This is a genomic window from Gluconobacter sp. ESL1110 (assembly GCF_058107395.1).
In genome coordinates this window covers 404,190-429,163 of sequence record NZ_JBYLUK010000011.1, presented here as the reverse complement: position 1 = coordinate 429,163, position 24,974 = coordinate 404,190, and the positions used below count along the sequence as shown (strand labels likewise).

Here is a 24,974-nt window from a genome sequence, read left to right as displayed (position 1 = left end):
TTCAGGAGAGTACTGATGGCAGATTTCAATGGTATCCGCGTTAACAACAAATGTGACATCATTTTATAGGGAAAAACATCATTTTTATTATTTGTCAAAATTAATAGAAGATAAATTTATTGAAAAAATACAAAATGGTGAGGAGTTTCGAGTATGGTCTTCTGCTTGTTCTAGCGGCGAAGAGGCCTATTCAGCTGCGATGACTGCGTCTAAAATTCTTATGTCTCTACCATGTGCAAAAGTGAAAATTCTTGGCACTGATATTGATAACAACATGCTGGAGCGTTCCAAAGCTGGAATTTATTCTTTAGAAGAAAAAAAATACATTCCTTCAGGAATGTTTAATGAATTTTGCTTAGAACAAAAAAATCAATTTACCTTTAAAAAGGAAATATCAGATCGGTTAAGGTTTAAATCCCTAAATCTTATAGCAGAATGGCCGTTTCGCTCGAAGTTTCATGCAATATTCTGTCGGAATGTCGCGATTTATTTCGATAAAATGACTAGAGAAAAATTATGGTCCCGCTTGGCACAGAGACTACATGTTGGCGGAGAACTATACATTGGTCACTCAGAAAGAATTTCAAACCCCAATATGCTTGGACTGAGATCTGTTGGTCTTAATTCATATAAGAGAGTAGAATGATCACTGGAGATCATAAAATTTATTCTGGAGTTATTTCTGTCCTGGTCGTGGATGACTCTTTAACCAGTCGCGCGCTGATAACGCTTGCTCTTAAACGGGATCCTAGAATCAAGGTTGTTGGAACGGCTGGTACGCCGCTGGAAGCCAGAGACCTGATTTTGAAACTCAACCCTGATGTATTGACTCTGGATGTTGAAATGCCAGGCATGAACGGTTTGCAGTTTCTTGAAAAAATTATGCGGCTTCGACCCATGCCTGTTGTCATGGTTTCCAGTCTCCTGACGTCACGGAGCGAAATGACTGAAATGGCGTGCCGATTAGGTGCGGTAGAATGCTTTTCCAAGTCTTCTGGTATGCAGGGAGAGGCTGTCTTTGCCGGTCTGGCAGATGCTGTCGTTCGAGCAGCTCTTCAGATCGAGAACCCTCGCTCAGGCGGGATGAGGGGCGCTTTAGTTAATTCTGATCTTATCGTTGCGATTGGTGCCTCTACGGGCGGGGTGGAGGCTCTTGGGGAAGTTCTGGGGAGCTTTCCAGAGGATTGTCCTCCGACGATCATTGTGCAGCATATGCCTCAGCAATTTTCTGGTAATTTTGCACGTCGCCTTAATGCCATTTCAAGACCAGAAGTTTCTCTTGTGACGGATGGATGCAAGCTGGCCAGAGGAAAAGTTTTTATTGCCCCTGGTGGCGAGGCCCATACTGAAGTGAGTCGTACCGGGCGTATGGCTTCGTATAGTTGTCATCTTGTATGCAGCCCTCCGCTTAATGGACATAGACCCTCTGTTGACGCGTTATTTTTGTCAGTAGCTCAAGCGGCTGGACGTCTTGCCATCGGGGTTATTCTGACAGGAATGGAAACTGATGGTGCTCGTGGGTTGCTTGCCATGAAACGCGCTGGGTCAAGAACCATCGGGCAGGATCGCGAAACGTCTGTCATCTACGGCATGCCAAAAGCAGCCTTTGAATGTGGGGCTGTGGAGATGCAGTTACCATTACCTGAAATTGGACCGTCTATTCTTCGTCTTGCTGAACATCGTACTCAGGAGAGTTATCAATGATTTCCGCTTCATCCATGTCCGTTCTGCTTGTGGATGATCAAACATCCATTCGTTCGCTTCTACGCAACAGTCTTGTTCAACTGGGGTTCGTACATGTAGCTGGGGTTCGTAACGGCTTGGAAGCTTTGGAGCATCTCAAGACCAATTCGACGCATTTGATTATTTCTGATTTTAACATGCCGGATATGGATGGTCTAGAATTGCTGAAAGCTGTGCGTGCATCTTCGCAAAACGCAAAAACTGGCTTCATCATGCTGACAGGGCAGGCGAGTAAAGACTTGGTGCAGCAGGCCATTTCTTCTGGAGTGAACAATTTTCTTGCAAAGCCATTCACGACAAGTTCCTTAAAAGCGCGCATCGAGGCCGTTTTCGGGCCGATCTGTGGCGCTTGAAACATGACATCGCTTGCGCTGGCGACGCTGTTTCGAGGGGCGGCTATTCAGTTGGGGCATGCTCTTGAAGAATGTCAGATGCTGGAGCGGTTAGCTCTCTCGTATGTGGGGGCTGAAGAGATAATTGCGTTGCAGGCTTTTGATTCCTTAACGCAGACTATCGAGCAGTTTGCGTTACTCTTCCAGAGACTTGCCATGCAGGAAGATATTCAGGACGTGATAATGACTACCAATGCGGTAGATCGGATGACGTTGGTAGTTCTGCGTGAAGCCCTTAGTGGGTGCAACCAGACTTCCCCGCAGAATACAGGCGGCGTCGATTTTTTCTAGCGGCCTGTCAGCTTGGTGTGTGTGCATCGTCAGGATTGGAGTGGACCATCGTGCGATGGCGCTGTAACCCCCCAATAAGCCGCTCTGCATCGGTAGGAGTAAACACTAGGCCAACGGGCCCGTAGGCCGGGTGTTGAAAAGCCAGCAGAGAGCCTTCTGTCAGTGTGTCGATCTGAAGTGCCCAGTTGGTTTTGTACACAGGGGAAAACCGCGCTCCTTCAATCGGAGGGAGAGGTTTCTGTTCAATCAGTGCGACTCTCGCCAACCCAAGGCTTGTGATTAATTGGGTCAACTGGGCTTCATCGAGCGTGATATCTCCAGTTAGTCCGCTATTTTCAAGGAATGAGAGAACAATTTTCTGTCCGTCCTCGGAGCGGGTTACCTGCATGCGCGGTCCGGTTGTCATGGTTCTCAGTCTCTTTCTTTCTCAGCGTAGAAACGGACTAATTCTGAAGGAAAGGACCCGCCCATGTCCACCATCCCGAATGGAGCGGGTTTTTGGAAAGTTCCATTTCAGCTTTGCGCGCCGCTTCGGCTGTAGGGAAAAGGCCAAAGCAGGTGGCACCTGAACCACTCATACGCGCCATCAGGCAATCGTTCTGAGCATTCAGGCGGTCAAGAACAGTTCCGATCACAGGAGCATGATGAATGGCGGGGGCCTGAAGATCATTCGTTGTGTGAGACAGCATGTCTACAAGAGCGTTCATGGATGCCCAGCGGGCAGGGAATACGGGGGCGGGACGCTCAATAATGCCGCCCATAGCCGCGAAGCTCCGAAAAATATCGGGCGTAGACACCGCAATGCCGGGATTAACGAGCAGGATGCCCCCGTCTGGCATGGCAGGTGCAGATGTCAGAATTTCCCCAATCCCTTCCATCCGGGTCGTTTTCTGCTGCACGCATACTGGAACATCAGCGCCCAAAGGCTCGGCGATCGCCAAAAGATCTTTTTCCGCGATATTCCAGAGTTGCCCCAGTAATCTGAGTGTGCAGGCCGCGTCGGCTGATCCGCCACCAATTCCAGAAGCAACCGGAAGGTTCTTTTCCAATATCAGGTGGCAGGCAGCCTCTTGTCGCGCATGTGTCTGGAGTGCGCGGGCGGCCCGAAGCACGAGGTTGCTGTCGTCAGCTTCGAGGCCTTTTCCAAAATGCCCCTCGATTGAAAGGGAAAAGGAATTTGACTGTTCCGCAAGACGCACTTCATCAGCGGCGCCAGCAAATACTGCGAGGCTGTCGAGAAGATGATATCCGTCAGGGCGGCGGCCGGTCACATGCAGGTAGAGATTGATCTTGGCATGAGCGGTATCATGAAGAAGAGTCATTTGTTGTTTTCAAACGCCTTGAGGTGGGGGCCGCCCTGCTGAAGGGCATTTAGAATGAGCGTACGGTCCTGAGGCTGCGGACTGTCATCCAGAGACTGGTTCCATTGGTCCTGTGCCTCTGTGTGGCGACCGAGATACCAATAGGCGACCCCGAGATGGTAGCCAATTTCGGCATCGCTTGACGCATGTTCAGCCGCCTGAATGAGGATGGGAAGAGCGGTTTTCAGGTCTCCCTTATGCTTCAGGAGTGCCCAGGCGTAGCTGTCCTGAATGGAGGGGTCATTCGGTTGCAGGTCCAGAGCGCGTTTGAGAAGTTGTAAGGCGCGCTCCTGATCCACATCATGTTCGATGCTGGCATATCCGACGAAGTTAAGAACTTCCGGCTGATCGGGTGCCAATTCAAGGGCATGATGCATGTCTTCCTTCATCACTGCCCAGTTGCCGCTCTCCTGAGCTGCCATGGCCCGACCCAGGAGAATGGGCCAGACAATTTCCTTACGAGGGGGAGATGCTTTCAGAGCCTTGGTGTAGAGTTCTATGGCTTCATCATGATGGCCCATTTGATCCTGTACTTCTGCAAGCTGGACCAAAAACTCCGGATTGTCCGGCAGGAGGGTCAAGGCACGGTTCAGAGCGTCGGCCTGCATGGGAAGATCGTGGGAGCGGCTGGCCAGATTGACACGTTCTTGAGCGGCCAGAGCTGCGAGTGGATCTGTGTCTGCTACATGATCGAGAACACTTAGCCCTTTGGAGGTCTGGTTTCCTTCCCGAAAGGTGTCCGCCAGAAAAATGCGTGCCACCGTCAGATTCGGATCAAGATAAAGAGCCTGCTGCAGCGTGATGATGGCCGGGTCTCGAGGAATTCCTTCCTGTTGTATGACGTCTGTAATCATCAGGGCCAGTTGCAGGTTCAGAATCGCAGCCCCCTGGGCTGCGGAGAGAGGCGCGCGTTTCTGAAGTGTGTGCTGAAGTGGGCCGATGATCATCGAGGCCAATGGTGAGCTGACGCCCAGTGCGGCGATGGCATCACGGGCCCCTTGATGTTGTCCTTGGCCTTCCAGCCAGCCGCCATACAGTTTTGCATAGAGAATCTGGAGAGTGAGCGGGTCGTCAGGGCTGTTGCCTGCTTTCTGATAAAGAGACTGAGCCTCATGCTGGGATGAAAGGCGTTCTGCGATCAAGGCTGCATGGAGTTGGTACAGCCGTCGTGTTGGCGCAAAGGCCGCCGCCGCATTTAAGGTGTTGAGGGCCTGCTCGATGTGCCCTTCTTCAGCTTGTGCCCAAGCGAGGAGGACTGGGGCGGCGACTGAAACCAGCGGTCCATGATGACTGTTGCGGTTCAGGGTTTGACGCATTTCTGCCCAGGCTTTTCTGGGAACAGCATTCTGGGCGAGGACAAGTGTTGCGATGTCGCTGGCGGGCAATGTCTTTGCAAGCGCGACAGCTTCGGTTTCATGCCCTGTCATTGCGGCGTATCGAAGGCCATCTTCACGAAGCTTCAGGTTCTGCGAGGACAGCGCCAGAACATGCGACAGTGTCTCATGGGCGGCGTCTATCTCTCCCCGTTGCATCATGACGCTTGATGCCAGAAGCCAGCCGGTAAGGGATTTTTCAGGGCTGACGGCAGGTAGAATCTCTGGTGCCGGTGCGGCAGACGCTCCCCGCAATACCGCTCCAGTCAGCAAAACAGCCGAAAGGCCCGCACGAAACGGAAAGGAAAAAACCGGAATTGATCTGTGCCAGCCGCGCGTGATCTGCATAATGCGCCAATCCTAGACCGCATGTGGTCTGACGCCAACCTGAACGGATGCTTCATGACGCCCCAGCCAGTTCCGAGCCGGGCTGAACTGCTTGCCGCCCTGCAACTTCAATACGAATGGGGTGTGGATGAAGCGCTCTCGGAAGAGACGATAGATCGTCTTTCAGAGGCTTCCCGCGTGCTTCCTGAACGGATCAGTGGGTTGTCTCGCGTGCAGATTCCTTCTGGGCCCCTTCGCGCGTCGGAAGGAGCTGCTCTTGATCAGGCTCAAGATCTTCCGTCTCTGATTGCGGCCAGTAATGCTCTGGATGAGCTGTTTCTTGCTCGAACGGCAACACACAGACTCCAGCCCATCCATGTTGAGCAGGCTCCTTTCATGCTGATTGGTGAAACGCCTGATGCCGATGAGGATCGTTCAGGCGTCCTTTTCGCGGGTTGGGCAGGGGAATTGTTGGACCGGATGCTGGCTTCTGCTGGGCTGGAGCGCACGTCTTTATCCATGGCGCCTGCCATACCGTGGCGTCCACCCGGGGGGCGGGGGGTTACGGAGCAGGAAATGCGCTCCTGCCGTCCTCTTTTGCTCAAGACGATTGCTTTGTGTCAGCCGCCGTTTCTGGTGACGATGGGAGTGACGCCCTTACGAATGCTGATTGGTGATCAGGCCATGTTGGGTCGTTTGCGTGGAAAATGGATGGATGTGTCGATTCCCGGCCTGTCGAATCCATTGCCATTGCTTCCCATGCGGCATCCGCTTCAGCTCGCTGCAAGCCCTGCTGCGCGGCGGAATGCCTGGCAGGATTTGCTGGTTTTGATGGAGCGATTGGCATCTGAAAATAAGGTACAAAATCAGTCTTAATTCATCTTCTGAAAAAACTTCGTGAAAACGTAAAAAACTGCTCGAAAACAGGTGTTTGCCACTGGATTGTTCCAGTGTGTGACTGTATCATCGCTTAGTCCGGATGTCTGTCTGGGTTAACGAAACCTTGCCATCGCAGTCGAAACCGGGTAGCACCCCGCTGCTATGCGAAGGATTACCCCTTTCATCTCAGGTGGCACGGCACGAGCGTTGCTCGTCAGTGTGCTGATTCTGGCCGGTGGAACTTTCTCCCCGGCGCGTGCAGAAGGTCTGCGGTTACAGCCGCCTCAACCGGATCATGCAGGTGACGAAACAGCGTTTGCGGAAGCACGCCCCTCCCTTGGTGGAGACGGTACCGTCTCGCTGCCTCACCCTCTTACGGCCACTGTGGCCAACCGATATCGCCTGATCCTTCAGGCCCAGCGTCGTGGCGATCTGCAAACGGCGAACGACCTGACGCGTCTTCTGACGGATCGTGTTCTGATCTCGGACGTTCTGGCAGATCGCTATCTGGCACCAGGTGCACATCCCGCAGCCGATCAGCTTCGGGACTGGCTGAAAAACTATCCTGGTCAACCGGATGCTCCAGCCATTCAGGGGCTTCTGCTTAAAACGGCTCCATCAGGAACCGTTTCAGCCCAATCGTTTGTGCGATCTCTTGCTCCTAATGACAGCCCGAACACGGTGCATGTGTCCCAGACCCCCAATTCTGACCCTTTGGCGCGGGCGTTTACTCGGAATCCCCTTCTGGACCACGCAGTTCAGGAGCGATCCATGCAAGGTCTCAAAGGGGCAACGAGTGCGTTGCACCTCGTGGATATTACGCCCGGAATGACGCCGGCTTACGCTGCGCAGCTCTATGGAGAGATTTCCCTTAGTCTGCTCTCTCAAGGCGAAGCGCAGAGTGCATTACGACATGGCTGTGCAGGCTTTGAGCGTGGCGGTCATCAGGTGGGACTCCCGGCGTATGTGGCAGGGCTGGCAGCATGGCGAGAAGGGCATGTTGATGCGGCATATGAGCTGTTTGAATCCGCAGCCAACGCACCTGTGACGTCACAGGAGCTTCATGCTGCTGCAGCTTTCTGGGCTGCACGTGCAGAGGCGCGTCGTCATGCTATGGCGGCATATGTGTCCTGGTTGCATCGTGCAGCAAACCATCACGAAACTTTCTATGGGATGCTGGCGGCTCAGACACTTGATCTGGGACGGAAAGGCCATGCTCGCCTGCCAGATAGCCAAATCGAAATCACTCTGCATGATCCTGTTCCGGTTCTCGGCGAAATTGATGTCGAGGCTATTGGAGCGCTTCCGCAGGGGCGCCAGCTTTTCGCACTTCTTCAGATCGGAGAGCATACGCGTGCTGAAGCCCTGATGCGGCGTATATGGCCTGAGATTGCTGCAGACAGTGCCCGCGCGCGTTCGCTTCAACTCGTTGCACAGGCAGCGGGTTTCGAGGATCTGTCCGAGCAACTGGCGTCTTTGATCATGGACGGGGAAAGCCATTCAGATACGTCGGCAACGATACTTCCAATGCCGCGCCTTCGTCCCAACCATGGTTTCCGTATGAACCCGGCGCTTGTCTATGCGCTGACCCGTGTTGAATCGAACTTTGATCCGGCTGCGACCTCGGGGGCTGGAGCTCACGGTCTGATGCAGATCCGTCCTGTGACAGCGAGTTTCATCACGCTGCATCATCAGACATATGATGCTCACGGTATGGCTGTGATCCCGGTTCCGCCAGATATGGTGAGCCGTTTGCACAATCCGGCTTCCAATCTTGAAATCGGCCAGCTTTACGTCCTCTATCTGGCAAATCAGTCCAGCCATACGGCCCAGGCTGCTCAGCCCGAAGGTGGGGATCTGGTACGCGTTCTGGCGTCTTATAATGCCGGGCCGGGCGCCATTGCCCGCTGGGAAAGCGCTCAGACGGCAGATTTGCATGACCCGTTGTTTTTCATGGAAACGCTGCCAAATACCGAGACACGGGATTATGTTCATCGTGCGCTCACCTACACGTGGCTTTACGCCAAACGGATGGGTCTCTCTTCCCCGTCCCTCAAGGCTTTAACGCACGCTGAATGGCCGTCCTTCGGGGCTGAAATGGCTCTGGCCCATGAGCGTCTCGCCCTGAACTGAACGACATAAAAAAACGCCACCCACAAAAGCTGCGGGTGGCTTTTCTGTTTGTTTGGTAGCCCGGTGGTCATGCGCCGGGCTGTTTTATTTTTTGGGCTTCAGCTTTTCTGCGTCTGAAGGCCCAGATCATCCATTTCTTCATGAACTGCAGCGGCTTTGGCAGCGGAGAAGACCTCCATTGCATTGGCGCCTTTTGGCTGATTCAGGCGAATGAAGCATGTAATCACGGCGGCCAGCAGGTACAGGGCGGCATAAATAAAGACGACGCCCTGCGTACCGTAACTGGTGACAAACAATGTTGCCAGTGCCGGGCCAAGGAAGTTGCTCAGACCACCACCAAGATTCTGAACCGATACGGCAGCTCCCTTATGCTCAGGCGCAATAGCTGGGAAAATCGCTCCCATGGGCACAAACGCATTGAGCGTTAAAGCGAGGAACAAAGCGCCAATAATGGCGGTGAACATGTTGCCCGGCATCAAGTGAGGAATGAAGTAGAAGGCAAGGCTCGCCATGGCACAGCCGACAAAACCGAACCAGCGCATCTGCCGTAACCAGCCGATCCGATCTCCGATCAGTCCCCACACCACGTTCGTTACAGGCTGCACCAGGAAGAATGCACCATAGATCCGCAGCCATTCCGGCATGGTGAAGCCGACCTCTGGAGAGGTGTAGAACAGCGGCATGATGACCGGGAAACCGAACAGGGACAGGTTGCAGATGACGCGCGTGATAAGTGCCAGCGCGATGTCTCGATTGTCCACAATCAGCGTGAGGCTGCGGCTGATTTCTATCAACTGATCCTTCAGCGGAACCTTTGATGCCAGAGGAGCCCCCTCGGAAGGTTCTTCACGAATGGTCAGGCAAGCGAGTGCGCCACCAGCCAGAACCCATGCGAGCGACATCCAGAGTGTTGGCATGAAGCCGAAAGCCGGAATCGTCCAGCTGGGCAGGAACGAAGCAATGATGCCGTAGCCCAATGTGAACATGGACCACACCCAGCCAATGGCGGAAGCCAGTCGGTGATCCGGTGTTTTCTGAACGATCCAGAAGAAAAAAGCGTAGAAGAACAGCGGGTAGGCAAAGCCACGCAGGCCGTAGAACAGCATCATCAGTGGGAAAGAATGCTGGGACAGCCCAAGGCTCAGGAAAGCCACATGACACAGGGCCCACCACAGCGTGCCGATCGCCATGATGCGGCGTGCACCATAAACTTCAGCCAGTACGCCGGATAGCCAGCTCGCAAGGGCAGCAGTTGCACCGTAAATGGTGAAGAGCATCCCGGCTTGCTTGGGTGTGAAGCCGATCTGGGTAACGTATTTTGCAAGGAATGCGACTTCAATGCCGTCGCCCGTCATGTACAGGGCAACAGCGATGTAGCCCCATAGCAACATCACCGGCATGCCCCAAAGGACGCGGGATTTCGTGATGAGCGGTCGGTGGGGTGGAGAAACCTCTGTGGCACTCATGGATGGTCATGCCTCCGTGAAGAGAAGTTGTCCTCAAACGGCGTCATCGGCAGGGGATCCGTACCATTCACAGGATCCCGCAATGTAATGATTCCGGGAGATGCCAAGCCAAGAAACTGTGCTTCAAGCCCGCTGAACACACCTGCTGCGCGTGAAGCAGGCGGCAGGATCTGAAAACGTTTAGCGCTAAAGTTTGTCTCTTTTCTGAACATGGCAAGCTCCTGTGACAGCGGGAATGTGTGTTCGGGTTGTCGTTCGGAGGCTGGCGATTCGTGTCTTGCTCTCCCGTCAGTCTCGCAGGGCGCGAGGCTGGATGGGAGCAGCTGCAACTACCGGAAAGCCATAACCGATGACCGTATGAGGCTTACGATCATCGGGACAATAACATGCAGTTGTTATATTTAAAGCATATTAATGTTATTTTTTATGAAAAAATAAGTGAATGAGTGTTATCTCCAGCTCACACAAGCTCAACAAGTGCTATGCCGGCGATGATGACAACCAGAAGAATCAGGAGGATGACGGTCAGACGTTTCTCGATGAAGTCTCGGACAGGTTCACCAAAAGCCTTGAGAAGGGCCGCTTCCAGAAAGAAACGTGCTCCACGCGTGACGATGCTGGCCGCGATGAAGGGTAGAAGTGGATAATGCGCAGCACCGGCTGCCAGCGTGACAAATTTATAGGGTAGGGGGGTTAGACCCTTCCCGAGAATGATCCAGACACCATATCGGCGGAACATCTCTTCGAGTGCCAGAATCCGACCATCTGCATGATAGAAATGGGCGATGGGCATGCCGATGTGTTCCATCAGAAAGGCCCCGAGACACCATCCGATTACACCTCCCACGACGCTCGCTACTGTGCAGATAGAGGCCAAAAACCACGCTCTGTCCTGACGTGTCAGGATCATGGGGATCAACATCAGATCTACCGGAACTGGAAAAACACACGCTTCGGCCATGGCGATGACGATCAGCCACCATACAGCTTTGGGAGAGGCAGCGAGGTCGGTCATGCGGCGGTAAAGAGAGTCGATCACGGTCTGGCCTTGTGGAGAAAATATCAGAACTTCCTATCCTCCCAGCCACTGAATGAAAATCCGTTGGTGTTTCATCTGGGATATGGAAAGTAGAAAATCTTATCTTTCACAAAACGGATTTTCTGTGCCCCAGCGTTATTCCCTTACGGCTCGCCTGTTTCACTGGGGCATGGCGGCCATTATCATTCCTGTTTGGCTGATTGGCTTTTCGGCCGGTCGACTGCTGCCGCGTGGACCGTCTCCACTCAAAAGCGATTTGCTATCCATTCATAAGGAAATCGCTTCAACGGTCATTATCCTTGTGATGTTGAGAATGGCCTGGCGTGCGACCCATCGGCCGCCTGCTCTGCCGGAGGGCGTTCCTGAAGAGCAGCAGATTGCAGCACGTGTTCTGCAGGGATGTCTCTATCTTCTGATGCTGAGCACGCCTCTGACGGGATGGCTCATGGCCTCTGCCCATGGAGCGCCCGTGCAGATGCTCTGGACGGTTCATCTCCCCGCACTCATCCAGAAAACGCCTCTTTTGGCCCCGACCCTCGGGGTTCTGCACCAGTTTTCAGCCTGGATTCTGGGCGTTTTGATTGCTGGGCATATCGTGGCGGCCCTGATGCACCGCTTCTCCCGCCGTGATCAGGTCATGGACATGATGCTCTGACTAAAAAGGGCCTCCGTCAGAAGCAGAGACCCTTTTCAATATGTCTTACTTCGGGGGAGCAGGCTCTTGCAGCGGGAAAGCTTCCGCCTTGAGTTCTGGCCGAGGATGGTCAGCCATTTGCTTCTTCAGATAGGCAATCGCTGCATCGAGTTGCTGGTCCTGTCCATTGAAGGTCGCGACTGGCATATTCTCGACCTCGATATCTGGCGAAACTCCCTTGTTCTCGACCAGCCAATGCCCATCCATATCGAAATACGGATTTTCGGCCGTCCGGGCATTCCCGTTATCAATCAAACGATCCCCATCAGACAACCAGACACCCGCGCCCGCCGTGCGTTCGCCCAGAACTGGCGCGATGTGAAGAGACTTGATCCCCTGCGAGAAGGTCTCGCCGTCTGAATAGGTTCTCTCATCCGCGATGACGATGAGGTGCCCCTGGAAAGCCTGCTGCATGTCGATGGCTGGAGCGTTTCCATAGCGGCTCCAGAACATCCATGGCCGACGCATGAGCTGGGTCAGCACCCAGCTATCAATGTTGCCGCCGTTGTTGCCTCGGACGTCAACAATCAGGCCATCCTTGTCGATATTGGCATAAAATTCTCGTGCAAAGGCTTCCATGTCGTCTCCGCCCATGGCTTGCAGATGCAGGTAGCCGATCTGGCCATGGCTCGCGCGATCCACAGCATCGGCACGGCTGACTTCCCAGTCCCGCGCACGGAAGGATTTCTGCTTGGCAAAACTGACGGCTGTCACGACGGTTTTGTGCTCTTTTCCCTTGCGGGAGAGCGTGAGGAGAACCTGTTTTCCAGCCTGATTGGCAAGAAGAGCGGAAAGATCCGGTTCGCCAGCTGTGGGTTGTCCGTTGACAGCAACAATCAGGTCTCCGTCCTGTGCGTCTACACCGGATCTTGCGAGAGGGGACTGCTGATCCGGCAGGTCCCGGTCTCCTCTATAGATATGTGTAATGCGGAATCCCTGAGCCTCACGGGTCAGTTGCGCTCCTAGCCCAGCAATCAGACTTGTTGCTGGTTCGTCGAGGCCTTGTGCAGGGCGAAGCTGGGAGTGCATTGCACCGATTTCTGCCACCATCTGGCCGAGCAGGTCATCCAGATCGGCGCGATCTCCCAGTCGGTCCACAAATGGTGCGAAATGGGCTCTAACGGCTTTCCAGTCCACGCCATGCAGATCGCGGTCATAGTAATGATCACGATGAAGGCGCCAGGCATCAACGAATTCATCGCTCCATTCCTGAGCCGGGTCGATGCGCAGACGGAGCCCATCAAGGCTGACGGTCTTGCCGGTAACATCGTCAGGCTTTTTTGCTCCGACAGGAAGCAGCATCACCTCTGGTGTCTGCTTTGGACGAGGCGTGACGGTCATGATGGTTTTTCCATCCGCCGAAAGGTCGAAGTCCTCCACTTTTGGAGCAAAAGTTTCGATCTTGTGCTCATTATTGTCGATGTGGATGGACTTCAGAGGGTTCGTATCATCATCGGTGCCATCCATGGTGAACAGGAACTCGTTTGAGGCACCCAGACTATGATAGTCCGCCGCTGGCACCGGTACCTGATAGAGACGATCTGCCAGCCCGTTCCATTCAAGAGCAGGGAGTGGCTTTTTTGGAGTGTCCTTGCCGTCTTTCTTTCCGGTCTTCTCGTCAGGCTTGTCCTTGCTGTCGTCGTGATCCAGCTCGGTGGGGGCCTGAAACGGAAAATGATTTCCATCCTGAAGGGCGAGGGCATAGATCCCCGTGCGATGCGGAAAGGCGGGACCAAGATTACGGTCACCCCAAGGGGATGTGTTGGCCAGAGAGAATGTCCGGTCTGACAGGAACCAGAGCCACTTTCCATCCGGGGAGAATGTCGGACTGTAAGATTCGTAGCGATCCCCGGTCACCCATTCCGTGCGGTTTGTCTCGGGCGCATAGAAAGCAATCTGTCGCCTCAGACCCGTGCCTCGTGTTCTGACAAATGCCAGAACTTTCCCGTCTGCCGACCAGGACAGGGTGTCAAAGACATTCGTTCCGTCGGCCGTCGCGTCATCGACCAGCTTTTCGGATTTGTTGGAAAGGTTGAAGAGCCACAGACGACCCAGAAGATCGGTATGGGCGACGAATTTGCCATCAGGCGAAATGGCCAAAGCCACAGGCTCGGTGGAGGACGGTTGGCTCAGGGCTTCTCCCTTGCCACTGCCATCAGCGGCAAAGCGCCAGAGTGCAGACTCTCCGCCTGCATCACTGAACGCGATAACAGACTTTCCGTCGGGTGTGACGCGGGCCAGTCTCAGACGAACATTATCGGCTGTCGGGATGACAATGAGGCGTCTGGGGGATGCAGCGGCGACAACGGTGTGACCACGCATGGTGAAGACAGTGGTATCACCCTTGGGGGAGATGGCTTCGGACGTCGTGAAGCGTGTTGGACGATCCAGCCAATAGGGTGCGCGTGGCGCATTGTCCGACACCAGAGTGATAGGGATCTGCCTGCTTTGGCCGGAAGTCAGATCCAGAGCAAACAGGTCCGCCCCCTTCCGGAAAACAACAGTATCGCCAGAGAGAGAGGCCTCCAGAACACTGTAATCTGTGAAATGCGTCAGTTGCTTCGCATCGGTTCCGTCCGGTGCAAGGCTCCAGAGATTGTAGCGACCGTTTTCGTCGGACAGGACAATCAGGCGGTCGCGCCAGGGCATGGGACGAATAAGGTTGGCTGTGCGTGGCCCGATCCGCTCGGCTTCTTTCCCGGATTGCAGATCAAAGCGCCAGAGTTGGGAGAGGCTGCCGCCACGATAGGCCCGCATATGATCGCCCGTAACGGCGAGTCCGAAGCGAACGGCATAAAGCCATTTCCCGTTAGAGCTGAGCGCAGCGTCATTGGCATTAGCCAGCGGATAGACGTGTTTTGTACCCGTTTTCGGGTCAAGCGAGGCGACGTTGTAGCTGTAATAGGGGCCACTGGCATCCGGCATGGCATACAGAATACCAGCATGGGCATCCCAGCCTGTCAGAAGCAGCTTCGGGGCGTTCTCAAACGTGACCCGTCTAGGCGTGCCGCCAGAACTTGGCATGACATAGACCTCTGTCGGTCCGTCAAAATTGGCCAGAAACGCGATTTCGGTTCCGTCTGGGGAAAGGACGGGATGCGGATCAACTGCGTTTGCACCGTGCGGCGCGCTTGTCAGACGTTGGGCCGTTCCGCCTCCAAGCGGAACACTCCAGACAGACTGCTCTGCATTGAAGAGAACTGTCTGACCGGACACGGATGGTTCCCTGAAATAACCAGCTTCAGCGTGGGCTGTCAGGCCATAGCTGCACCCTAAAATGGCGGCGCAGGAGAGAAGGGAGCATCGGAGGGAAAAACGCATGGTGAGCAAGACTTCTGATATGAAACGTGGCCTGATGATGCGGCGGTTTCCTATCAGCGTCGAGATGACAGTCGTGATTTTCGTCGTCTGAAAACAAAAAACGCCAGCCCCGGGAGGCTGGCGTTTTTTGTTGGAAAAGTAAGCAGGATCAGGCTGTCTGGGCTGCTGCCGTCTTCACATCAGACACAATGTACTGGCTGGAAGACAGGATCTGCACACCCAGCATGGCGATGCTGTGCGTAGCGCGATCCGTGATCTGGATTTCTGCATTTCCGGTCGTCCAGCGTGCCGTCTGGCCTTCTAATGCGTTCCAGCCGGACAGTGTTTCTTCTGTCAGGTGAGCGGAAAGGTTGGTTGTGCTGCCTGCATCGTAGAGAACAATATTGCCGACAAGCACGCCAAGCTGGCGGCGATCGTCAACGAACGGCCCAACAACGTCTGCCGGACGGCTCGTGCGGGACACGAGACGGACGGTGCGGACGTTCTGCGGAAGCATGAACATGGCATAACCGTTGGTCTCACGCATCTTGCGAAGGACTGTACCGTCTTCCGTCACGAGGTGTAGGTCTGCATCGGCTGTCAGCGTGACGTCCTGAGCAACCTTCGGCAGTGCAGCTGCTTCAGCGCGAGCAGCAATGGCCCGGAACATCGGCTCTACCGTTGTGCGATCCGTCGTTAGAGGTGCAGCGGCGTCTTCAACCCAGCTCTTGATGGAGCCACCAAGGCTGATCACGGAGCCGTCCTGCTGGAAGGAGCCACGGTTACCAGCTGGAAGGAGCCACGGTTACCAGTGTTGAGGTAGCTCTCGGTCAGGAGGCCATTGGCCGTGATGACTGAGTGTTCAGCCGTCTCGATGTGGAAGTAGTCATAGGAGCTAATGGACAGGTCATAGTGAATGGAACGACCGTTCACCAGCATACGAGCCGGGATGAACTTGCCATCCAGGAACAGGCAATGTTCTGCCGTGACCAGCAGATCCTGATGAGGCACACCAGCTGAGATCGCGTCCTTCAGGATGCGAACCGGGTAGCCCGCTTCATCAGCCGGAAGATCTGCGCGAACCGTCATGATGCGACGGCCAGCCCAGGTCACAGGACGAATTTCTTCGCGGCCAGCAACATGTACAATCACGCTGTCGCCAACTGCCAAGTTTTCGACAGCGATTTCACCGGTTGGCGTTAGGATCATTGAGCCTGCGAGAAAGCAGATGACGCCGTTGCCGTTGCTGGTGTCGACCGCAACCTTCTGATTGCCTGTTGGAGCGCTTGTGTAGCCGCTGTCGTAGGTGACGCTCTTTGGGGCAATGGTACCACTGGACGTGGTCAGGGAGACATTGTCACTTGTCATGGTCGCGGAAGTTACCGTCTGACCATTAACGCCGAGCTTGTCGCCTTCCTTGAGGTTGGCAAGAACCAACTTATTGGCAGCATACTGCTCGCTTGGCAGAATGAGCGTGTTGTGGCCCGTTCCGAAAACAGCTTTTGTGCCGTCTGCTGGGTAGGTTGTAACGGTTGCCTTGGCACCGTCATTCAGCGTCAGCGTTGATTGAAGCTGCGAATTTTCAGTGAAGGACGTATTCGTACCGCTGACGGTAATCGGACCGGAGATGGTCGTGCTGTTTCCGGCTGTTTTGACGGTTGAACCGTTGTAGATGTTCAGATTGCCAGCAATGCCGTTCCCGCTAACGCTTCCCAGCGTAATATTCGAGTTGTCAAAGTTCAGCGTGCCGCCCGAAGCAACGGAAGGCTTAAGGCCCGGAGAACCCGACCAGTCCTGCGTAACATTTGAGAAGGTTGCCGTACCATTGCTGTCAATCTGAAGGCCGTTGTTCGCGGTGAGGGCGCGCGCAATATTGGCTGTGCCGCCAGACGCAACTTCCAGATTGTTAACGCTCAGAGCGCTGCTGCTTGATGTAATATCAAGCGTACCGGAAACCTTGATGTTTACGTTTGCAAGCGTCGTCGTGGAACTTGAAACCGTGACGGTTACCCCTGCAGGGATCGTTACCGTTCCCTGATTTGTCTGGGTGTTAGGAACATGCGTTGCGGCGACGCCGTCATACTGCCAGTTCGCGACATCGTTCCAGTCGCCACCGGTCTTGGGGCCAACCCAAGTGTACTTGTCGCCAGTGGTCCAGTCAGGTGTAGCCATGATGTTATAAATTTCCAGAAAATAAGGGGAAGCTTTGACTGCGCTCACGGAGTTTAATCTCACGGGAACGTGAAAGCGTATTGAAGCCTTATTTGGATTATATAAAATTAACAGTCAATAATTTTTTTTGAAAAAAATAAACAATTTATGAAAAAAATAAACAATTTATGTATTATTAACGAAGGGTGATATTAGCCGTTGTCCAGCTCTCTCGAAGAGAAGCGGCTGTAAAATCCATATGATGTAAGGCTGTAAGTAGCGTCGCGTCCTAGCCGACTGCGGCTTTAAGGCCCTGTCCTGCAGCGAGCGGACAAAGAGGCAGCATAGCCAGAAGGCACGCCCCCAAAAGATCGAATCCGGCAGCCGAAGAGGTCCCCAACTGTCCGGCATAAGACGAGGCCGCGCCAAAAATCAGAACTGGTGTTGCAAGAGGCAGGACCAGCAACGGCAGAAGTACGCCTCCCCGTCGGGCTCCAAGAACCACGGATGCCGCCATACCGCCCAGAAGAGACAGGCACATCGTTCCCAGCATCAATCCCAGAAGAAGCAGGGGAAGTTCGGTGCCTTTAACGCCAAGCATGACTCCCAGCGGTATGGCGGCGATCAGCAGAGGCAATCCTGTTGTCAGCCAGTGAGCGATCATCTTGGCAAACGCAACGGCGTAAGCGGGTAGACCGGTCAGCATCAGCAAATCTAGGGAGCCGTCTTCCAATTCTGAGCCGAACAGACGGTCCAGGGGAAGCAGGGAGGCGAGTAGCGCACAGACCCAGACAATACCGGGGCCCATATGGCGCAATAGGTCAGGGGACGGACCAAGCGCCAGCGGGAACAGACTGCCACACAATATGAAGAAGAGCAGAGATGCCAGCGTATCGGCGCCAAACCGGTAGGCCATACGCAGGTCACGGTCGATCAGGGCAAGAAAAGCAGTCATGACAGCCAGAGCGGTTCAGTATTCGCAAGAGAGGGCAGTTCATGCGAACGGGTGTTTTCAAGGGGGAGGGGAACATGTGTCGTCACGATCATGGCTCCCCCTTTTGCACGATGCTCTGCCATGATGGCGCCAAGTCGTTCGATACTCGCCACATCCAGCCCGACAGTGGGTTCATCCAGAAGCCAGAGACCCGCGCCTGATAACATGACACGCGCAAAAGCGGCCCGACGTTTCTGCCCGGAAGAAAGCAAACGGGCAGGCAGATCTGCCAGAAATGCGAGGTCCAGAGCCTCCAGAACTTTGTTCATCTGGCTTTTGCCGAGCTTCTCAGCAAGGGCAAGGTTCTGGATCAGTGTTAATCCGGGCTTCAGCGCATCCTGATGGCCCAGCCAGGCGATCTCTGTTTGACGGTCGACCGTTCCGCCATCCGGTTTGCGTAATCCGGAGATGGTTCTGAGAAGCGTAGATTTTCCAGCCCCATTCGGGCCGGTCAGGATCATTGCATCCCCGGAAAACAGAGAAAGAGACACCCCATCAAGCACCAGTCGATCACCGCGGAACACCGTAACATCCCTGACATCCAGAAGGAGCGCAGGAGGCGCGGAAGACGGAGGCTGGAGTATCATGTGTCGTATTCTGTCTCGTTCACAGTCCTGCCTGACTTAGAGACCCTGGAGGAAAGAACTGCAAGGGGGTGTCCGAAAAGCTGCAATCTGGTGAATTCTCGAAGTCATGTGCAGGAAAGGTCTCGATAGCTGCAGCGAGGTTCGTTATGAGGGCTGGGCGGCTGCAAGGTCGTGAGGCTTCTGAAGGGATATCCGGCACTGACTGATCTGGTGTTACAGGCGAGCGCAATCGCCAAGTCTTTTGATGGCAACGAAATTCTTCGTGGTCTGTCACTGGATGTTGAACGTGGCGAGCTGATCTCGATCATTGGCCCTTCGGGCTGTGGCAAATCCACGTTCCTGCGGTGCCTTAATTTCCTCGAGCATCCGGATGCCGGGACTGTCCGCATTGAAGACGTGACGCTGTCCTGTAACGGAAAGCACTGGACACGCTCCAATGAAGCGCAGGCTCATCGCCTTCGCGCGCATGTTGGTATGGTGTTCCAGGCCTTCAATCTTTTTCCGCACAGAACCGTCATTGATAACGTCATGATGGCGCCCATGCATGTAAAGAGTGTTTCACGGGATGAGGCGCAGGCCACCGCTTGTACCCTTCTGGAGAAGGTTGGTCTGTCTGGCGTCAAAAACCGTTATCCGGACAGTTTGTCTGGCGGGCAGAAACAGCGGGCCGCCATCGCGCGTGCACTCGCGATGAAGCCCTCCGTCATGCTGTATGACGAACCGACTTCTGCGTTGGATCCGGAGCTTTCGGAAGAAGTTCTCTCCGTCATGCGGGATCTGGACGATGATGGCATGACGCAGCTTGTCGTGACACATGACATGCGATTCGCCCGGGCTGCCTCTGATCGGGTACTGTATGTAGAAGGTGGGGAAATCGTCGAAAGCGGTGATCCAGACCTGATGTTCGCCAACCCGAAAGAGGGGCGCACACGACGCTTCCTGCGGACGCTGCTGTAATGAACAAGTTTTTTGCGTGTCTCGTTGTGCTGGCTCTTACGCTGGCGCCGTCCGTTCATGCTGTAGCTGCTGACGAGCAGACTGCTGCACCGCTGGTTGTTCCGGGAGCAAAGGATAGTACGGACCTGCCCTGGGCTTCGGACGGTGAGGCCAACGTGCCTTATGTGTTCCATGACCCGGAACATGAATCCCGGATGACCGGCTTCGAGTATGATCTGGTCAACGCCATTGCTGAGAAGATGCACCGCAAAGGGCGCTTTATTCAGAACGACTGGGACGGCCTGATCCCCGGTCTGTCCCGCGATCTGTACAGCATGGTTGTGGACGGCATCGAAATGACGCCGGAACACAAGGCGGCTGTTCTGTTTTCTCGCCCTTATTATGTGACGAGCGAGCGGATCATTCTGCGCAAGGATGAGACTGGCCTCGACACGATGGAGGCGCTCAAGGGGCACAAGATCGGAACCATTAAGGATACGACTGCTGAGCGTATGCTCCGTCGACAGGGTGGTTCCACAATCCGGTCTTACGAAGAAGAGACGAACGCCTTTTCAGATCTTCGGAACGGGCGACTGGATGCGATCCTGCTCGATGCACCCATCGCGATGTATTACGGCAGTATTTCCGATGACATGAAGCTGGTCGGCGAACCGATTGGCAGCATGGAGTATGGCATCGCCTTTGCGCCTGGAAGCCGTGCGCTGCGCGATCAGGTGGATGCAGCCCTTGGCGAACTCATCAAGGACGGAACGCTCCATAAAATTCTGGCACGCTGGAACCTGTGGACTCCCTTGATGGAGAACTATACCGGCGACCATACCCATCCGGACATCGCTCCGGTGGAATGGGACCGGTACCGGGCCGCCATGGCCAGTACGACGGGAAATAACTGGAAAGTTCTGGTTCATCGCTATGTCGGTTTTCTGCCCCTGATTGGGCAGGCCGCTCTCATGACGCTGGCGGTTTCTGCGCTTGCCATGGTTCTTGCTGTTGCGTTGGGGCTTTTACTTGCTCTGGCCCGACATTACGGTGGCGCTGTACTGCGTCTGACGGCCGGTTTCTATGTCGAAATCGTGCGTGGTACGCCGTTGCTAATTCAGGTGCTGTTCATTTTCTACGGCCTGCCCGCATTTGGAATTCGCCTGTCGCCTTTCATGGCCGGTGTCCTGTCCCTTGGACTGAATTACGCTGCCTATGAGGCCGAGAACTATCGTGCGGGCCTGCTCTCCGTTCCGCGTGGGCAGATGGAAGCGGCAATTGCTCTGAACATGACGCACTGGCAGGCCCTGCGTCTGGTTGTGGTGCCGCAGGCGTTCCGCACGGTTGTGCCCGTCATGACCAACGACTTCATCTCCCTGCTCAAAGACAGTTCGCTGGTCTCCGTTATCACTCTGACGGAGCTCAGCCAGACCTATGTGCGCCTGTCATCCACCTATTACGATTATTTCGGAACAGGCCTGATGGTGGGCGCTGCCTATCTGTTGCTGGGTCTGCCCTTCGTGCGTCTGGCCCGCATGGCAGAACGTCGGATGGGGCGCAGCATGGGCGGGAATGTCGGTCATCACTGAGACAACTTGAAGGCAGTAGAGGTCGTGCTCTAAGCGCGACCTTTACTTACTCAGACATTGACAGAGTTCAGGGCGTTTTGGGGGCAGACGGATCTCTGGTAGGGGCAATAGGGATTGCATTCGCATCCAGCTTGCCATCGAATCCCCTACGAAGCAGATCCGTCCATCCGGGCATCCATGTCTTGACGTCGGAAATAAATTTCGCCGCTGCCGGGTTGGTCTTGATCCCATCCTTCGTCCAGACGGGGGGAGGGGCCAGAAGTTGGCGTGAGCCCGGCTCGATTGGGGCAATCAGGGTTTCCACCGCTTCAATCTGGACGCCCTGTGTGCCTTGAGCCGCTGCGTGATACCATCCAAGTGTGATCATAAGCGGTGGGATGGGAAAACCCAAAGTGTTCATGCGGTCGAAAGCTGCACTCACAAAAGGGCCACCGTTGGGAGCTCCGGACAGAATGAAGGCGTTGCCGATATAGGCACATTCTTCGACCAGGCCCTGTTTTTCCACAATCTGGGATGCATAGTTCCGATCATCATGGCAGGGGCGTTCCAGATCATCTACGGCCTGGGGCGGCAGGGGCTGCTGGCTGGCCTCGACGACTATGACGCCCGAAACGACACCAAGGGACGTTCTGGCCAGAACCTGTTGGGAAATCTCGCCGTGCGGTCCGGTGCGTGCCGCCAGAATAGGGTGCCATTCGCCAACGGGAAGAGGAATGATGCGCCCGGCCAGGTGCAGTCCAGCCTGTTGGATGATAGCGGGATCCGGGGCCGTCACGCTATCAGGGCTATTGCTCGACGTGCCGCCGCCGTCTCCCTGTGCGGACTGTGTAGGTGCAGGACTGGCTCCTGGAGCTTTTCCCGGAAGCCATGGAAGATGCTTCTTGAGTGCGGGGGTAGGAAAGAATGCTGCCATTCCCATGCCGCCCACCATAATGAAAAGGCTTGTGCGCCAGAGCGGCGCACGGCGCCAAAGCCGACCAAATGCTGTCATGGATCAGTGACTCAGGCGACCGAGCTGTATATCTGCATCCTTTGAGATTTCAGCTCTGACGCCATCGTCTCCGGCAGAAAGGCGGACCATTTTCGCGCCTTGCTGTCGCGCGACGATCAGGCTTTCACTGACCATGTCCTCAATGGAGCGAACCAGATCGCGTGCGCTGGCTCCCGTTCCAAGATTCTTCTGCTTGACCATGACCTGGAAGAGCAGGGCGGCATCAATGCCGCCTGTCTCGACATGAAGGCCGTAGCTTTCAATCATGGCTTCGATTTCCAGAGCTGCAACGCGTGCCAGATCCAGCCCTCTCAGAGCGCGAAAAACAAAGATCCGGTCAAGGCGGTTCAGAACTTCCGGCGCAAAGCCGGCTCGCTTAAGAGCTTCCACAGACTCGGCTCGCATTTTGTCCGGCTCATTTTCAAGCCGGTCTGCAATTTCCGTCAGGGCGTCGGTGGCGATGTTGGACGTCAGCATGAAAATGGCGCGTGTGGTGGAAACCTGCTCACCGGTGGAAGCCTCCGTAACATGGCCGTCGTTCCAGGCCGTCAGAAACTTCTTGAAGACATCTGGATGTGCTTTCTCGATTTCATCCAGCAGAACGACCGCATCTGGTTGATCCTTGAGGCCGCCTGTCAGCTTGCCGAACGTGTCGGAACCCACATAGCCTTTCGGAGAACCGAAAAGCTGGGTTGCTGCATGAGGGCTGGACATCTGGGTCATGTCGAAATGCAGGAGGGGTCGCTCCATCTGCTTTGCGATCTGTTTGGCCAAATAGGTCTTGCCCGTGCCAGGGGGGCCAGCCAGCAGAAAAATTCCAACAGGCTTGCCACGGACCTGAAGAGCCAGTCGCCGCCGAAGTTGTTGGGCAATATCTTCGCAGACGCGATCCTGCCCGATGACGCGGGCGCGAAGGGAGGCGGCGAGTTCTTCCGCATCAATGACGGTTTCGCGTTGTTCGCGGGCCATGAGTTCTTCGAGGGCGCCGCGATTGGTCAGCCGGCTGAGAACATCCATGATCAAACCTTTCCTCCGGCGTAGCCCACGGCGTGCCAGTTTTTCAGCAGAAGTTTCGTAGGCGAGGCCTAAAGCGGTGAGTGCTGCGCCTGTCCCGGCGAGGGGCAGGTAAGCGGGGCGCATCCAATCTATGGCTCGCCAAAGCCCGTCCAGGGACAGATGTAGCATGACGGCCACCTGAATGACCGCCAAAATTAGGAAGGCCGCCATCATGAGTGGCATGGCCCGGTTGAGCATGGGGACGATCGACTTAAGCACCGGGAGGCCTTTACTGAACAATCACGTCAAGCACGATACGCTGGGTCAGCGCAGTCAGGCTTGGCAGGGCTTCGGGGCCAAGAGCGGTTAGGGCACCGATGGTGAGAGCGGGGGCATGAGGCATGGTGACGGGATCAATCGTGACCTGCGCTGCTTCCACAATCGGGAGCACGAGGTGCTGGAATTTTCCTGTCAGAACAATACGCTGCGTGAACCCTGACACTGTAACATCAACGGTTTGCCCTGTAACGCCTGCGCCATCAAGAACAGGCATTTCCACAAGTCGCATGTCGCCCCGTTTGACGGCAGCCAGGATGCTGATTTTCTGCTGTTCCGTGAAGCTGGTGCCTGCCAATGCTTTGGGAGCGTCCCCAGGAGCAATCATGGAAAGCTGAGCATCTGCCTGAAAGGTCGATGCAGCGCTGGCTGTCTGATTGCCAGCTGAGGAAGCGAGTGTTGCCGCCGCTGGCGTTGAAGTAGAGTGCGTAAAGAAAAAAGCTCCCGCTCCGATGGACGCAACGGCCAGAAGGGTTCCTCCCGCCCAGAGTGAACGACTGCGAGGCGTTTCCTGCTGGGGAAGAAGTTGTGGTTTAGGCTCGGGTTGGATTGTCATCGGATAGTCATCTCACCCCGACAGGCCTTCCAAGGCAAGCATTCTGCGTCTGGATAAATGTAAACAAATCTTTCGAATCCCCTGCATGGCAGCTTCCCTGTGCTTCTACTTGCATTGAGAGGAGCGAGGGCCTAAATAGATGCCATTCCATTCATCTTCCGCTCTTTTCGGGGGGTGGCCCTGACGGGCCGCCTTTTTTGTCTTGCCTCAACAGAACACATCTTCCGGTCTCGAACTGCCTCATCTCACGGGCCTTGAAGCCCGTATTGCAGAGCGGATCGCGCCGACTCTGGCGGATCTGGGCTACGAGCTCGTTCGTCTTTCCGTTCTCGGGCGCGACACCCCGACCATCCAGATCATGGCAGACCGTGCAGACGGCTCCCTGATTTCTGTGGATGACTGCGAGCAGATCAGCCACGCTGTTGGCGCCATTCTTGATGTCGATGATCCAATTCCTGGGGCCTGGATGCTGGAGGTGTCGTCCGCAGGGATCGACCGTCCGCTGACCCGCGCCAAGGACTGGGATCGATTCGCCGGGCATCTGGCCAAGGCTGAACTTGATGTGCCGCTGAATGGCCGTCGCCGCTTCTCCGGAACGGTGATGGGCGCGCGGGATGGTAAAGGTGTTATCCGTCTGGATGACGGCACCGAGGCAGAGCTGCCGCTGACGGAAGTCCGCAAGGCTCGTCTGGTGCTGACGGATGCCCTGATCGAGGCAAGTGCTGCCCTGTCAGGCGTTTCGTCCGACGAGGAAAGCGATGGCGAGACGCCCCGCGTTCCTAAACTGAACCCGAAGAAGCCGGGGAAGAAGAACTAATGACCCGTCTCATGCTGGCTGGA

The 24,974-nt window shown here is 55.2% G+C and carries 23 protein-coding genes; 10 read left to right on the top strand and 13 right to left on the bottom strand.

The window, feature by feature from the left end:
• Positions 1 to 28 precede the first annotated feature (28 nt).
• From AC3B6F_RS15220 to AC3B6F_RS15205, 4 genes are read left to right on the top strand one after another with little or no spacing between them, the layout of a single operon-like run.
• Positions 29 to 646, top strand: coding sequence for a CheR family methyltransferase (locus tag AC3B6F_RS15220; protein WP_489824973.1), 618 nt, complete (start codon positions 29 to 31; stop codon positions 644 to 646).
• The gene (locus tag AC3B6F_RS15215) at positions 646 to 1,704 is read left to right on the top strand and encodes a protein-glutamate methylesterase/protein-glutamine glutaminase (protein WP_489824983.1); all 1,059 of its coding nucleotides are present in this window, start codon (positions 646 to 648) and stop codon (positions 1,702 to 1,704) included. The genes AC3B6F_RS15220 and AC3B6F_RS15215 overlap by 1 nt, the downstream gene beginning before the upstream one ends.
• Positions 1,701 to 2,096: a response regulator gene (locus tag AC3B6F_RS15210; protein ID WP_023944789.1), complete on the top strand. Its 396-nt coding sequence runs from the start codon at positions 1,701 to 1,703 to the stop codon at positions 2,094 to 2,096. The genes AC3B6F_RS15215 and AC3B6F_RS15210 overlap by 4 nt, the downstream gene beginning before the upstream one ends.
• A 3-nt stretch (positions 2,097 to 2,099) precedes the next feature.
• Complete coding sequence (locus tag AC3B6F_RS15205; RefSeq protein WP_489824972.1) at positions 2,100 to 2,426, top strand: hypothetical protein; 327 nt, start codon at positions 2,100 to 2,102, stop codon at positions 2,424 to 2,426.
• A 7-nt stretch (positions 2,427 to 2,433) separates the two neighbouring features.
• On the opposite strand, the gene AC3B6F_RS15200 is transcribed toward AC3B6F_RS15205, so the two are convergent.
• From AC3B6F_RS15200 to AC3B6F_RS15190, 3 genes are read right to left on the bottom strand one after another with little or no spacing between them, the layout of a single operon-like run.
• On the bottom strand, positions 2,434 to 2,832 hold the full coding sequence (locus AC3B6F_RS15200; protein WP_489824971.1) for a hypothetical protein: 399 nt from the start codon (positions 2,830 to 2,832) through the stop codon (positions 2,434 to 2,436).
• A gap of 37 nt (positions 2,833 to 2,869) precedes the next feature.
• The gene (locus tag AC3B6F_RS15195) at positions 2,870 to 3,748 is read right to left on the bottom strand and encodes a 4-(cytidine 5'-diphospho)-2-C-methyl-D-erythritol kinase (protein WP_489824970.1); all 879 of its coding nucleotides are present in this window, start codon (positions 3,746 to 3,748) and stop codon (positions 2,870 to 2,872) included.
• Positions 3,745 to 5,508 carry a tetratricopeptide repeat protein gene (locus AC3B6F_RS15190; protein WP_489824969.1) on the bottom strand — a complete coding sequence of 588 codons (1,764 nt, stop codon included), beginning with the start codon at positions 5,506 to 5,508 and terminating at the stop codon, positions 3,745 to 3,747. The genes AC3B6F_RS15195 and AC3B6F_RS15190 overlap by 4 nt, the downstream gene beginning before the upstream one ends.
• A gap of 54 nt (positions 5,509 to 5,562) precedes the next feature.
• Between AC3B6F_RS15190 and AC3B6F_RS15185 the strand changes: the two genes are divergently transcribed.
• Together AC3B6F_RS15185 and AC3B6F_RS15180 are read left to right on the top strand one after the other, a co-directional pair.
• On the top strand, positions 5,563 to 6,363 hold the full coding sequence (locus AC3B6F_RS15185; RefSeq protein ID WP_489824982.1) for a uracil-DNA glycosylase: 801 nt from the start codon (positions 5,563 to 5,565) through the stop codon (positions 6,361 to 6,363).
• Between the two features lie 165 nt (positions 6,364 to 6,528).
• Positions 6,529 to 8,499 (top strand): transglycosylase SLT domain-containing protein, encoded by a 1,971-nt coding sequence (locus AC3B6F_RS15180; RefSeq protein ID WP_489824968.1) that lies wholly within the window; start codon positions 6,529 to 6,531, stop codon positions 8,497 to 8,499.
• A gap of 98 nt (positions 8,500 to 8,597) precedes the next feature.
• Here the strand turns inward: AC3B6F_RS15180 and AC3B6F_RS15175 are convergent, their stop codons facing one another.
• Together AC3B6F_RS15175 and AC3B6F_RS15170 are read right to left on the bottom strand one after the other, a co-directional pair.
• Positions 8,598 to 9,965 (bottom strand): MFS transporter, encoded by a 1,368-nt coding sequence (locus tag AC3B6F_RS15175; protein WP_489824967.1) that lies wholly within the window; start codon positions 9,963 to 9,965, stop codon positions 8,598 to 8,600.
• 460 nt (positions 9,966 to 10,425) lie between these two features.
• Positions 10,426 to 11,004: a YqaA family protein gene (locus AC3B6F_RS15170; RefSeq protein WP_061932757.1), complete on the bottom strand. Its 579-nt coding sequence runs from the start codon at positions 11,002 to 11,004 to the stop codon at positions 10,426 to 10,428.
• 124 nt (positions 11,005 to 11,128) lie between these two features.
• On the opposite strand from AC3B6F_RS15170, the gene AC3B6F_RS15165 reads away from it, so the two are divergent.
• A complete protein-coding gene (locus AC3B6F_RS15165) occupies positions 11,129 to 11,659 on the top strand; it encodes a cytochrome b (protein WP_489824966.1) in 531 nt (176 codons plus the stop codon).
• A 45-nt stretch (positions 11,660 to 11,704) separates the two neighbouring features.
• Here the strand turns inward: AC3B6F_RS15165 and AC3B6F_RS15160 are convergent, their stop codons facing one another.
• The 5 genes from AC3B6F_RS15160 to ccmA form a co-directional block, all read right to left on the bottom strand.
• Positions 11,705 to 15,019, bottom strand: coding sequence for a S41 family peptidase (locus tag AC3B6F_RS15160; RefSeq protein WP_489824965.1), 3,315 nt, complete (start codon positions 15,017 to 15,019; stop codon positions 11,705 to 11,707).
• A 148-nt stretch (positions 15,020 to 15,167) separates the two neighbouring features.
• On the bottom strand, positions 15,168 to 15,752 hold the full coding sequence (locus tag AC3B6F_RS15155) for a hypothetical protein (RefSeq protein ID WP_489824964.1): 585 nt from the start codon (positions 15,750 to 15,752) through the stop codon (positions 15,168 to 15,170).
• Complete coding sequence (locus AC3B6F_RS15150) at positions 15,749 to 17,170, bottom strand: Hint domain-containing protein (RefSeq protein ID WP_489824963.1); 1,422 nt, start codon at positions 17,168 to 17,170, stop codon at positions 15,749 to 15,751. Before AC3B6F_RS15150 ends, AC3B6F_RS15155 begins: the two co-directional genes overlap by 4 nt.
• A 268-nt stretch (positions 17,171 to 17,438) precedes the next feature.
• Positions 17,439 to 18,104, bottom strand: a complete 666-nt coding sequence (gene ccmB, locus AC3B6F_RS15145) for a heme exporter protein CcmB (RefSeq protein ID WP_061932746.1) — start codon at positions 18,102 to 18,104, stop codon at positions 17,439 to 17,441.
• Entirely contained in the window at positions 18,101 to 18,730 is a 630-nt protein-coding gene (gene ccmA / locus AC3B6F_RS15140; protein WP_489824962.1) for a heme ABC exporter ATP-binding protein CcmA, read from the bottom strand. Before ccmA ends, ccmB begins: the two co-directional genes overlap by 4 nt.
• 171 nt (positions 18,731 to 18,901) lie before the next feature.
• Between ccmA and AC3B6F_RS15135 the strand changes: the two genes are divergently transcribed.
• Entirely contained in the window at positions 18,902 to 19,687 is a 786-nt protein-coding gene (locus tag AC3B6F_RS15135; protein WP_489824961.1) for an amino acid ABC transporter ATP-binding protein, read from the top strand.
• A complete protein-coding gene (locus AC3B6F_RS15130) occupies positions 19,687 to 21,255 on the top strand; it encodes an ABC transporter substrate-binding protein/permease (protein ID WP_062505249.1) in 1,569 nt (522 codons plus the stop codon). The genes AC3B6F_RS15135 and AC3B6F_RS15130 overlap by 1 nt, the downstream gene beginning before the upstream one ends.
• A 67-nt stretch (positions 21,256 to 21,322) precedes the next feature.
• On the opposite strand, the gene AC3B6F_RS15125 is transcribed toward AC3B6F_RS15130, so the two are convergent.
• The 3 genes from AC3B6F_RS15125 to AC3B6F_RS15115 are packed head-to-tail and all read right to left on the bottom strand — an operon-like array spanning position 21,323 to position 24,134.
• On the bottom strand, positions 21,323 to 22,246 hold the full coding sequence (locus tag AC3B6F_RS15125; RefSeq protein WP_489824960.1) for a hypothetical protein: 924 nt from the start codon (positions 22,244 to 22,246) through the stop codon (positions 21,323 to 21,325).
• Between the two features lie 3 nt (positions 22,247 to 22,249).
• Entirely contained in the window at positions 22,250 to 23,500 is a 1,251-nt protein-coding gene (locus AC3B6F_RS15120) for an AAA family ATPase (protein ID WP_489824981.1), read from the bottom strand.
• A 31-nt stretch (positions 23,501 to 23,531) separates the two neighbouring features.
• Positions 23,532 to 24,134, bottom strand: a complete 603-nt coding sequence (locus tag AC3B6F_RS15115; RefSeq protein WP_061932739.1) for a hypothetical protein — start codon at positions 24,132 to 24,134, stop codon at positions 23,532 to 23,534.
• A 202-nt stretch (positions 24,135 to 24,336) separates the two neighbouring features.
• Here AC3B6F_RS15115 and rimP point away from each other — a divergent pair, with 202 nt between their 5' ends.
• Positions 24,337 to 24,951 carry a ribosome maturation factor RimP gene (rimP, locus tag AC3B6F_RS15110; protein ID WP_010500889.1) on the top strand — a complete coding sequence of 205 codons (615 nt, stop codon included), beginning with the start codon at positions 24,337 to 24,339 and terminating at the stop codon, positions 24,949 to 24,951.
• Positions 24,952 to 24,974: the final 23 nt, after the last annotated feature.

What these genes read in the sequence shown, in the direction of transcription:
- AC3B6F_RS15160 (WP_489824965.1), bottom strand. Translation starts at nt 15,019, where the DNA reads ATGCGTTTTTCCCTCCGATGCTCCCTTCTCTCCTGCGCCGCCATTTTA.
- AC3B6F_RS15175 (WP_489824967.1), bottom strand. Translation starts at nt 9,965, where the DNA reads ATGAGTGCCACAGAGGTTTCTCCACCCCACCGACCGCTCATCACGAAA.
- AC3B6F_RS15120 (WP_489824981.1), bottom strand. Translation starts at nt 23,500, where the DNA reads ATGCTCAACCGGGCCATGCCACTCATGATGGCGGCCTTCCTAATTTTG.
- AC3B6F_RS15115 (WP_061932739.1), bottom strand. Translation starts at nt 24,134, where the DNA reads ATGACAATCCAACCCGAGCCTAAACCACAACTTCTTCCCCAGCAGGAA.
- AC3B6F_RS15180 (WP_489824968.1), top strand. Translation starts at nt 6,529, where the DNA reads ATGCGAAGGATTACCCCTTTCATCTCAGGTGGCACGGCACGAGCGTTG.
- ccmA (WP_489824962.1), bottom strand. Translation starts at nt 18,730, where the DNA reads ATGATACTCCAGCCTCCGTCTTCCGCGCCTCCTGCGCTCCTTCTGGAT.
- ccmB (WP_061932746.1), bottom strand. Translation starts at nt 18,104, where the DNA reads ATGACTGCTTTTCTTGCCCTGATCGACCGTGACCTGCGTATGGCCTAC.
- AC3B6F_RS15220 (WP_489824973.1), top strand. Translation starts at nt 29, where the DNA reads ATGGTATCCGCGTTAACAACAAATGTGACATCATTTTATAGGGAAAAA.
- AC3B6F_RS15150 (WP_489824963.1), bottom strand. Translation starts at nt 17,170, where the DNA reads ATGGCTACACCTGACTGGACCACTGGCGACAAGTACACTTGGGTTGGC.
- AC3B6F_RS15130 (WP_062505249.1), top strand. Translation starts at nt 19,687, where the DNA reads ATGAACAAGTTTTTTGCGTGTCTCGTTGTGCTGGCTCTTACGCTGGCG.
- AC3B6F_RS15190 (WP_489824969.1), bottom strand. Translation starts at nt 5,508, where the DNA reads ATGCAGATCACGCGCGGCTGGCACAGATCAATTCCGGTTTTTTCCTTT.
- AC3B6F_RS15195 (WP_489824970.1), bottom strand. Translation starts at nt 3,748, where the DNA reads ATGACTCTTCTTCATGATACCGCTCATGCCAAGATCAATCTCTACCTG.
- AC3B6F_RS15200 (WP_489824971.1), bottom strand. Translation starts at nt 2,832, where the DNA reads ATGACAACCGGACCGCGCATGCAGGTAACCCGCTCCGAGGACGGACAG.
- AC3B6F_RS15205 (WP_489824972.1), top strand. Translation starts at nt 2,100, where the DNA reads ATGACATCGCTTGCGCTGGCGACGCTGTTTCGAGGGGCGGCTATTCAG.
- AC3B6F_RS15125 (WP_489824960.1), bottom strand. Translation starts at nt 22,246, where the DNA reads ATGACAGCATTTGGTCGGCTTTGGCGCCGTGCGCCGCTCTGGCGCACA.
- AC3B6F_RS15185 (WP_489824982.1), top strand. Translation starts at nt 5,563, where the DNA reads ATGACGCCCCAGCCAGTTCCGAGCCGGGCTGAACTGCTTGCCGCCCTG.
- AC3B6F_RS15210 (WP_023944789.1), top strand. Translation starts at nt 1,701, where the DNA reads ATGATTTCCGCTTCATCCATGTCCGTTCTGCTTGTGGATGATCAAACA.